Annotated in this window: 9 protein-coding genes; 3 read left to right on the forward strand and 6 right to left on the reverse strand. The window is 51.8% G+C overall.

Features of this window, described 5'->3' with window-relative positions; translation table 11 throughout:
• Positions 1–14: 14 nt before the first annotated feature.
• A complete protein-coding gene (locus QLH52_RS17505) occupies positions 15–797 on the reverse strand; it encodes a symmetrical bis(5'-nucleosyl)-tetraphosphatase (RefSeq protein ID WP_205451409.1) in 783 nt (260 codons plus the stop codon).
• Positions 798–1,361: 564 nt separating this feature from the next.
• On the opposite strand from QLH52_RS17505, the gene QLH52_RS17510 reads away from it, so the two are divergent.
• On the forward strand, positions 1,362–1,631 hold the full coding sequence (locus QLH52_RS17510) for a hypothetical protein (RefSeq protein ID WP_033157813.1): 270 nt from the start codon (positions 1,362–1,364) through the stop codon (positions 1,629–1,631).
• A 223-nt stretch (positions 1,632–1,854) separates the two neighbouring features.
• On the opposite strand, the gene QLH52_RS17515 is transcribed toward QLH52_RS17510, so the two are convergent.
• Positions 1,855–2,262, reverse strand: coding sequence for a DUF805 domain-containing protein (locus tag QLH52_RS17515; protein WP_205451408.1), 408 nt, complete (start codon positions 2,260–2,262; stop codon positions 1,855–1,857).
• 239 nt (positions 2,263–2,501) lie between these two features.
• On the opposite strand from QLH52_RS17515, the gene QLH52_RS17520 reads away from it, so the two are divergent.
• The gene (locus tag QLH52_RS17520) at positions 2,502–3,707 is read left to right on the forward strand and encodes a cyclic di-GMP phosphodiesterase (RefSeq protein WP_205451407.1); all 1,206 of its coding nucleotides are present in this window, start codon (positions 2,502–2,504) and stop codon (positions 3,705–3,707) included.
• A gap of 92 nt (positions 3,708–3,799) precedes the next feature.
• Here the strand turns inward: QLH52_RS17520 and QLH52_RS17525 are convergent, their stop codons facing one another.
• From QLH52_RS17525 to gpmI, 3 genes are all read right to left on the reverse strand, one after another.
• On the reverse strand, positions 3,800–4,141 hold the full coding sequence (locus QLH52_RS17525) for a hypothetical protein (RefSeq protein ID WP_205451406.1): 342 nt from the start codon (positions 4,139–4,141) through the stop codon (positions 3,800–3,802).
• A 185-nt stretch (positions 4,142–4,326) separates the two neighbouring features.
• Entirely contained in the window at positions 4,327–5,124 is a 798-nt protein-coding gene (locus QLH52_RS17530) for a cobalamin-binding protein (RefSeq protein ID WP_205451405.1), read from the reverse strand.
• Between the two features lie 115 nt (positions 5,125–5,239).
• Positions 5,240–6,880: a 2,3-bisphosphoglycerate-independent phosphoglycerate mutase gene (gene gpmI, locus QLH52_RS17535; protein WP_205451404.1), complete on the reverse strand. Its 1,641-nt coding sequence runs from the start codon at positions 6,878–6,880 to the stop codon at positions 5,240–5,242.
• Between the two features lie 486 nt (positions 6,881–7,366).
• Here gpmI and QLH52_RS17540 point away from each other — a divergent pair, with 486 nt between their 5' ends.
• Complete coding sequence (locus tag QLH52_RS17540) at positions 7,367–8,329, forward strand: cupin domain-containing protein (RefSeq protein ID WP_319962408.1); 963 nt, start codon at positions 7,367–7,369, stop codon at positions 8,327–8,329.
• Between the two features lie 73 nt (positions 8,330–8,402).
• Here QLH52_RS17540 and QLH52_RS24665 read toward each other — a convergent pair whose 3' ends face one another.
• Complete coding sequence (locus QLH52_RS24665) at positions 8,403–8,741, reverse strand: GIY-YIG nuclease family protein (RefSeq protein WP_425257690.1); 339 nt, start codon at positions 8,739–8,741, stop codon at positions 8,403–8,405.
• Positions 8,742–8,843: the final 102 nt, after the last annotated feature.

Consider the following 8,843-nt stretch of genomic DNA (forward strand, 5'->3'; position numbering starts at 1 on the left):
CAAGCAACAGCGCATTAAGACATTGCTGCAATCATTGCGCCGGATGTCGATAATCGCAAAGCCGACAACGCGGGCAGCGGATAGAAGCCGGCGCAATCACTATCGGCAAAATGCGCGTCATCGGCAAAAACTAGGTTCAATTGCGATGTCAGCCGGTTGGGGACACGATACCAAGGCATTAAACCGCTCGGTTGAGCATCGACTGGGCCAGTTGCGTTGAAATCCAGCTTGCCTTGTTCATTGCAATAGGCCATTTGCGTATAGGCATTGGCAATAAAATTCAGCCGTTTCCAGCCGCGCAGTTTGGCATGCCAGCGCGACTGGTCTTGCTTGCGGTTTTCCAGAAACGCCGCGTAATTGCTTCCCGATAAAACCGATTCCACTTCATACGCAAAAGTCAGCGCCTGGCTAAAGCTCCATTCGCCGGGAATCCCGGAATGCACCAGCGTAAAATTAAGCTTGGCATCGTGATGAATCAGGCTACGCAATCGTAGCCATTTCAATAATTCGTCCCGGTCCGGCGCGTTAAGAATTTCATGCAAGGTATCTTCCGGGGTCATTGGCGTATAGCCCAGCGCAACGCTCAAGAGATGGAGTTCTTGTTTGCCCAATACCACGACTGCCGCCTTGCCCAGGCTTTTAACGTAACGCAGTACCTGCAAAGATTCCGGTCCGTGATTGACAAGATTGCCGGCAAACCACAGTCGATCTTCCAACGGATCGAAGCCGATAGTCGCCAGCAGTTGCATCAGTCTCTGGTAGTCGCCGTTTACGCTGCCGATGGCATAGATAGTCATAGGTATTTAAATTCCAAAGCCAGGGCTGAACAAATCTCCGGCCATGACCAGAAGGTCAGCGCAAAGCCGGCATATTGCCTGAACCCTATCAATTTTGATGCCATTAATCTTGGCGCCGGATTTCAGCGGAAGATGATCCTGCCAACTCACTGATTATGCGTTGGAAATAGATGAAAAATCAGCAATATGCCGATGGGTTTAACTTGGTCAACCTGGTTCGTTCCCCACTAAATCCGCAGTTTTGCCGCTGAAATGTAAAGTAATCGACACGCTTTGCCGCGCTGATTAACTAAGCCCATTATTCCTGCTGGCGATACTCAGACTGTCGCTTTATTCGACAAGCCGGCAAGGAATTCACTATATGTAAAATCTATTGAAGCCATAAAAACAATCAATTTTATTTGTTGCAGGGGTTTGTTCACAATGGTCTCCAAGCTGGATCGGTTGAATTTCCAATCAGAATTCCAGTGATTTATTAACCCAGGCCGACATACCGTTCTTCTCGAACGAGATGCAGAAACAGATAGGGCCGGGTTCATAACCATTATTACCAGGAGACCTATCATGAAAACCTTAAATACCATCCAATTGGCTATCGTCCTTACTGCCGCTCTTGTCTCGACAAGTGTTCAAGCACAGGGTGATCGCATCGCCTCCGGCGGCTTTTTAAATAGTTGGGTTGCTGAAGTGGTTTACGACAATCCCGCGCACAATCGCGGCATACATAGTTATCCCAATCCGCTTGCGCCGGTTGTGGTAGCGGAAAAAGATATGATTTATGTTGATAAAGCCCATGGTCAAGCTATTTACAGCTATCCCAGAAATACCAAATGAGCTCAACTCACGGCGGACGCCTTCGGGCGTCCGCCAGTATTGCCCAAATAGTCACTTCGCTGTAATGCTCGTGAAAGCGGGAATCCAAGATTTCCATTGAGCGAAGATAATTAAGGGCCGGGCTAAAAGAATTTTATCTTCCCGGAAACCAAGGTTTTAGGCGCGTCTAAGGGCGAGGTTGATAATCTTGAACAGGTTCAAACCAGCTGATTGGAATAAGCGCTTACAAAGCCCGTACTAATAGCACAGGCATCCACGGGCTCACCAATAACAGAAAGCCGGTAAACCAGATATCGAAGGTAGGGCGCAACGCTGGCGCTTCCAGTTGGTCGGCGGCCGGATTGCTGGGGGCGAATATTAATACCAAAGCCACAAACAGCATCAGCGGTGGCGCGAACAAAAATCCCAGCAATATTCCCCAGGCCGAAGAGCCGATGTCGCGGCAGCGTTTTATCATCGCGGATACCCCGAATAATCCGCATGCCAGGGCGATAATCAAATAGAACGGCACGGCATATTCGTCGGACGACCCGCTGGTCGTTATCTGATGCGCATACAGGGGTAGCGCCAAAGCATTCAGCAAAGCAGGCAGGCCTAAAGCGATGTATCGAGAACGGTCGTAACGCAGCATGGTTCTATCTATTCCCTAAATTTGCAGTTAACCGGATCGCCTAGGTTAGCTCAGCGGCTGGCGATTGCCAATTTTTGTGTGTTTTTTGATGATCCCCGCACTAGGATTAGGGATTGTTTTAGTGGCTTTATTGGTTACTGCTATGGCAACCACCAGTGCTGATACACTTACAGCGAACCCGGTCCAATTCATAACGGGTATGCTGCCATTCAGTCGCAATCCGCTGGGCAAAACGCGCAATGATAAAAAAAATCGATGTAGCCGACCTGAAGCCCAAGATGTTTATCCACGACATCAACTGCCCGTGGATAAACCACCCGTTCTTGCGCAACAGCTTTTTGATCGAATCCGCTCAAGACATCGAAAAAATCGCCGCCTACGGCATTTGCCAGGTCTACATAGATACCGCGCTCGGCCCGGATATGCCGGAAGCTCCATCCGTTCATGACATAAACCGGCAGCTTGACGAACATATGCAGCACTTGGGGCGCACGCTCAAGCGCGTGCCGCCGCCGGTTAGCGTCGAAAAAGAACGGGTAAAAGCCAAGCAAGTCTGCCGCGAAGCCAACCGAATCGTACACAATGTCCTCCAGGATTGTCGCTTGGGTAAGCAGGTCGAATTGGAGCAGGTAGAGCCGGTAGTTTCCAATATCATCGATTCGATTTTCCGTAACCCGGACGCCATGGTCAGCCTGCTCAGAATCAAGCAGGCTGATAAATATACTTTTCAGCATTCCGTGGCGGTCGGCACGCTGCTGATTAGTTTTTGCAGAGCTTTGGATATAGACCGCAAGCTTATCGAACAGGTCGGCCTTGGTGGTTTATTGCACGACATCGGCAAAATGCAGGTGCCGAATAACATTCTGAACAAACCTGGAAAACTGACGGAAAGCGAATTTGAGATCATGAAAAATCATGTGCACTACGGCTGTCAGTTACTGGAGAAAACGCCGGGTATTTCACCCATCACGCTCAATGTCGCAGCCGAACACCACGAATGCTACAACGGCAGTGGTTATCCACTAGGCCTGAAGGGCGATGAAATCAGCCTTTACGGGCAGATGGCTGCGGTAGTGGACGTATACGATGCACTGACATCCACGCGGGTTTATCACACCGGCATCGAACCCACCGAAGTGCTAAGAAAGTTATTGGAATGGAGCGACCATCATTTCAATCTGACGCTGGTGCATCAATTTATTCGCAGCATCGGCATTTATCCGGTCGGCACCTTAGTACGACTGGAGAGCGGTTATTTGGCCGTCGTAGTTGAGCAACATCATGAAAACCTGCTGCATCCCCGGGTGAGAGTGGTATTCAATGCCCGGACGCGCTGCTACACACCTCCCGCAGATTTTGATCTGTCCAAACCCGGTTGTAATGATCGGATTACCTCATTTGAGGTGCCCGCGAAGTGCGGGGTCGATCCTCAGCGCTATTTGTAACCACAGTGAAGTTGCCGTCTGATTTTATGACGCTGTATTGGGCCACTCACGCAGCCCAATACAGGTTTATGCTTGTTTTGGCTGGCAATCAGCTATTCAGCTTCTATGGCGATAGGCGCGCCTGATTCATCGACTGGCTGCACAAATTCAAACAACTTGGAGCCGTTATTGATCACTTCGACGTTACCTTGAAAACCACTGCGCGCAGCAACATTTTTGCAGAAGGTTCTTTTGATAAAGCCGGTCGTACATTTATTGGTGCCGTTGCTCAGATCGTCGGCTATGGTCCAGCCATCGGGACAAATAATCGTGGGAATATCGAAGGTTTTGCACACCGGTTTAGGTGTGGTGCCGCCACCCGTTGGCTGGGCATGGGCAATGGTGCAGGCGCCGAACAAAACGGTGCTTAGGAAAAATAATTTTGGCGTTTTCATGTGATACCTCTTCGATGATGATCATTGATCAAGCTCCCTGGGATTTGGGGTGGCATGAAGAATCCCTTTCGAAGAGGAGGTTAAGATGTAGGCGCGGGTTTTGATATGAACTATTCCATCCGGCCCGGCGGCATTAATTCACAGCTATAGCCTGCGCTATTGGATTTATTTGAGCACCTATTAGGCTAAGCACAATCTTGCTGCCAATCATTGATGATCTGACATATCTGGGCCAAACCATCGCTAAGTGCCGCCGGTCCTGGCTGTAAAATATCGCAAGATTTAATTTCGTAGACTCGTTGTTGTTGTACGGCCGGAATGCTGTCCCAACCGGGGCGGGCAGCCAGATGATCCGGGCGGAATTTTTTACCGCACCAGGAGCCAATGATAATGTCCGGCGCGCGCCTTACCACTTCCTTAGGATCGGCGATGATGCGCTGTTTGGCGGAGTGTTTGGTGGACAGTTCGGCAAAACAATCCTCGCCACCGGCGATGCCAATCAACTCCGATACCCAGCGAATACCGGAAATCATCGGCTCGTCCCATTCTTCAAAATACACTTTCGGACGTTTGGCAAAACTCAGGCTGTGCAGGCGGGTGGTTTCCAGTTGCTGCCGGTACTGCGCCACCAGCGTAGCGGCTTTTTCCGGGACGCCGACCATCGCGCCCAGCAAGCCTATCATCTGCAAAATACCGTTGACTGAGCGTTGATTGAACACATGCACAGCAATACCGTTACGGATTAACTCCGCCGCAATCTCAGCTTGCAAATTCGAAAAGCCCAGCACCAAATCCGGTTGGAGCGCCAGAATTTTGTCGATTTTGGCGCTGGTAAACGCCGAGACCTTGGGTTTTTCCTGGCGAGCCTGCGCCGGCCTGACCGTATAGCCGGAAATGCCGACGATCCGGGCTTGCTCGCCCAGCAAATACAAGGTCTCGGTGGTTTCGTCGGTTAAACAAACGATGCGTTCGGGGTAGTCCATTGGGGCATCCAAATTAGGTCAACAGAGGCTTTACACCAATTTCCATCAGCCATTAAAAACCGCCTAACAGCGTATAGCCGAAAGGCGGTGTCATCAGCTCAGAATGCTTTACGGCTTAGCTGGCTTTGATCAAGCTAGGATCGTAATCTTCCGGCGCTTCAAAACCCAGCAGATTCAAAATAGTCGCAGCCACATTCGACAAGCCGGCTTTCGGCAAATCGTCGCGGAGTGTGTAGCTAGGATTCTCCCCAGATACCAACACAAATGGCACCGGATTCAAGGTGTGCGAGGTTTTGGCTTTGGTGCGGCCCTCCGCATTGCGGGTGACATTGCCTTTTTTATCCAATTCGTACATTTCGTCGGCGTTGCCGTGGTCGGCAGTGATAATTGCCGTGCCGTTCATCTCCAAAATCACCGGAATCAGGCGCGCCAATTGCAGATCCAGGCCTTGCATCGCCGTCACCGCCGCCTCGAAATTGCCGGTGTGGCCGACCATGTCGCCGTTGGCATAATTGACCCGCAGGTACTTATATTGGCCGCTGCGCACGGCGTCTATCAACGTATCGGTAATCTCGGCACATTTCATCCAGGGCCGTTGTTCGAAAGGCACCACGTCGCTGGGGATTTCCACATACGTTTCCGAGGCCTCGTCGAATTTGCCGGAACGGTTGCCGTTCCAGAAATAGGTCACATGGCCGAATTTTTGAGTTTCACTGATCGCATATTGCGACACGCCGTTCTTGGCCAGATACTCGCCCAAGGTGCGGTCGATGGTGGGCGGCTCGACCAGAAAGCGCGGCGGTAGTTTAGTGTCGCCGTCGTATTGCATCATGCCGGCGTAAGTCACTTTCGGCAGCGGGCCGCGCTCGAAGGGGCTGAATTGTTCTTCGATAAAGGCGCGGGAAATTTCGATCGCCCGGTCGCCGCGGAAGTTGAAAAACACCACCGCATCGCCGTCGACGATAGTACCGAGAGGCTTGCCGTCTTTGGCAATCACGAAACCTGGTAAGTCTTGGTCGATGACGTTGGCTTCGTTGCGGAAGGTTTCAATTGCTTCGTGGGCGCTGGTAAATTGCCGGCCCAAACCCATCACGTGGATGTCCCAGCCGCGTTTGACCATCGACCAGTCCGCTTCGTAACGGTCCATCGTGATTTGCATACGGCCGCCGCCCGAGGCGATAGCCACATCAAAATCCGCACCGCGCAAGCCGTCCAGATAAGCTTCGAACGGATCGACGTAATCCAATGCAGAAGTCTCGCCGACATCGCGGCCGTCCAGCAGGATATGCAGGCGAACTTTCGCAACACCTTCTTGCTTGGCCCGTTCGATCATCGCTTTCAAATGGTCGATATGCGAATGGACATTACCGTCGGAAAACAGCCCCAGGAAATGCAAGGTGCCGCCTTGTTTGGCAGTAGCGACGACCTCGTGCCAGGCGTGGCCTTGCCAAAGGTGGCCGCTGCTGATCGATTCGGCGACCAATTTCGCGCCTTGGGCAAACACCCGACCGGCGCCGAAGGCATTGTGGCCGACTTCGCTATTGCCCATGTCTTCGTCGCTGGGCATGCCGACTGCGGTGCCGTGCGCCAGCAGTGTGGTCATCGGGTAGTTGGCCATGTAACGGTCCAGATTCGGGGTGCGCGCGGCTTTAACCGCGTCGCCGTCTTCGCGTGGCGAAATGCCTACGCCATCCAGGACGATAGTGACGACGGGGCCGGGGCAGGCAGGAAAACGGGAAGATTTTGTTAATTTCATGGTGTTATGTCAGTGAGTGGTACGTCAGAAGTTAAAAGAAACAGGTTTTGGCGATTCAGCGTTGTGTTACGAGCGCGGTCAAAATGCCGAGCATCATACCTGATCAGCGATGTCCAGCAGCAGGTCAGGATAAAAGAAGGCGTTGGCAATGGTGACGTTGACTTTCATGTCGGAAATGTAAGCGCGGCAGGGCGTGTCATTTAGTGATTTATCTGCGTGGACGCCTCGCCTTGCAAATAATCTTTCACGCTTAATGTTAATTTCTCTGCCAGAGCCATCTTGGATTTACCTTGGATATACAAAACGATTCTAACGGTTGCTGATGCAATGTGGAACCCTTGTGCTAAGTATTTCGTCCGAACTACGGATTGAAAAAACGTCTGTGCATTTTGGGTTTGACACAAATCTACTTTGTCGCACCAGCCAGCGTAAAATTCAAACCATCACGCTATTTACCTGGATTGCATACATCAAAAAGGTGTCGTCATGACCATTGTCAAACCGCAAAATCCGCTTGAACCCTTGCTGGAAAATTGCCGGTATTTTGAATATACCCAAGCCGCCGATCCGCTTGGTTCCGGAGCAATCTCCCAACTGCCGTTCGCCAATTTCGGCAGCGAGTTGCATCGAACCGGCGGTACCCGAATTATCCCGCTGGATGTCAGCGAGCAATTGTGTTGTCCCGGTCCCGGTCCCGCGACCAGTCCGGCGTTGTGCGCAAACTTTGTCAGAATTCTGGCCGGCGAATCGCTGGCGACCGAGTTCAACGCCACCTCGCTGTTGTTTTACGTGATGTACGGCAGCGGCCACACCGAATTCGACGACCTGACTATCCCCTGGCAAATCGGCGATTTTGTGGTGCTGCCGGTGGGCAAGGATATTCGGCATTTTGCCGATAGCGATGCAGCCTTTTATTTGGTACACGACCAGCCGCTGTTGACTTACCTGGGAGTGACAGCCGATAGGCCATGCTTCAAGCCGACGCTCTATACCGCTGAAGATTCGCTGCGCGAGTTGGCAGCGGCGCAAAAAGCGGCGGAGACGGTGAATCGCAACCGCATCAGCGTTTTGCTGGCCAACAAAGCCATGGACCAAACCCTTACAGTGACTCACACCCTCTGGGCGATGCTGGGTGTGTTGCCCAACGGCGCGGTGCAATTGCCGCATCGCCACCAATCGGTGGCCTTGGATTTGATTCTGGATTGCGCGCCGGGTTGTTACACGCTAGTCGGGCCGCAGATTTCGGCAAGCGGTCAGATCGTCAATCCCACCCGCGTCGATTGGCAACCCTATTCCGCCTTCATCACCCCGCCCGGCTACTGGCATGCGCATTACAACGAATCGGGCAAAGAGGCGCATTTGATTCCGCTACAGGATGCCGGTTTGCAGACTTATTTGCGTAGCTTGGATATAAAGTTTGTGTTGCCGGATGGGAGTGTTTCGCGGTGAGTTTGGGGGATAAGGAGGCCGTATTTGGGCAACTTCCCATCGGCATAGCTGCGTGTCGACTCCCGTACGCGGGCTAGTTGCCGTTCAAGCCAAATCCGCGAGATCCTAATCTTTCTTTCCAACGAGTTTCGCGGTCTCTAACTTCTTTTTCCGATGCGGTGGAAGGGGCAATTTCGAGTATTGAAAATTCAAAGTGCTCATGGTGAAGGTGTTTTAGAAGTTGGTTATCGCCATGCCCTGTCTTAGCGTATTTCTCCCATCGGCCAAAGATTCCGCCTTTGCCGTAAGCGGCACCAACATATAATTTCCCCGACGATTTGTCCCTGATCAGATAGACTCCATTAACTGCGGATAGTGCGGATACCCAGGATGGATTGAACGCGCTTCGTTCGATAAGGATTCCGCCAAAAATAACTTCCTGAAATTAGTTGGTTTGAGGAATAGCCCGATAGTTCCAGCGCGGTAGATGTTCGTCGAAAACGATCCGCATGTTTTCAATGAAATCTGCAGCGCA

The sequence above is a fragment of the Methylomonas defluvii genome (assembly GCF_033949435.1).
GTDB lineage: Bacteria > Pseudomonadota > Gammaproteobacteria > Methylococcales > Methylomonadaceae > Methylomonas > Methylomonas defluvii.

Excerpts from the sequence above, each read along its gene's own strand:
- QLH52_RS17505 (WP_205451409.1), bottom strand. The coding sequence starts at position 797 with ATGACTATCTATGCCATCGGCAGCGTAAACGGCGACTACCAGAGACTG.
- QLH52_RS17510 (WP_033157813.1), top strand. The coding sequence starts at position 1,362 with ATGAAAACCTTAAATACCATCCAATTGGCTATCGTCCTTACTGCCGCT.
- QLH52_RS17515 (WP_205451408.1), bottom strand. The coding sequence starts at position 2,262 with ATGCTGCGTTACGACCGTTCTCGATACATCGCTTTAGGCCTGCCTGCT.
- QLH52_RS17520 (WP_205451407.1), top strand. The coding sequence starts at position 2,502 with ATGATAAAAAAAATCGATGTAGCCGACCTGAAGCCCAAGATGTTTATC.
- QLH52_RS17525 (WP_205451406.1), bottom strand. The coding sequence starts at position 4,141 with ATGAAAACGCCAAAATTATTTTTCCTAAGCACCGTTTTGTTCGGCGCC.
- QLH52_RS17530 (WP_205451405.1), bottom strand. The coding sequence starts at position 5,124 with ATGGACTACCCCGAACGCATCGTTTGTTTAACCGACGAAACCACCGAG.
- gpmI (WP_205451404.1), bottom strand. The coding sequence starts at position 6,880 with ATGAAATTAACAAAATCTTCCCGTTTTCCTGCCTGCCCCGGCCCCGTC.
- QLH52_RS17540 (WP_319962408.1), top strand. The coding sequence starts at position 7,367 with ATGACCATTGTCAAACCGCAAAATCCGCTTGAACCCTTGCTGGAAAAT.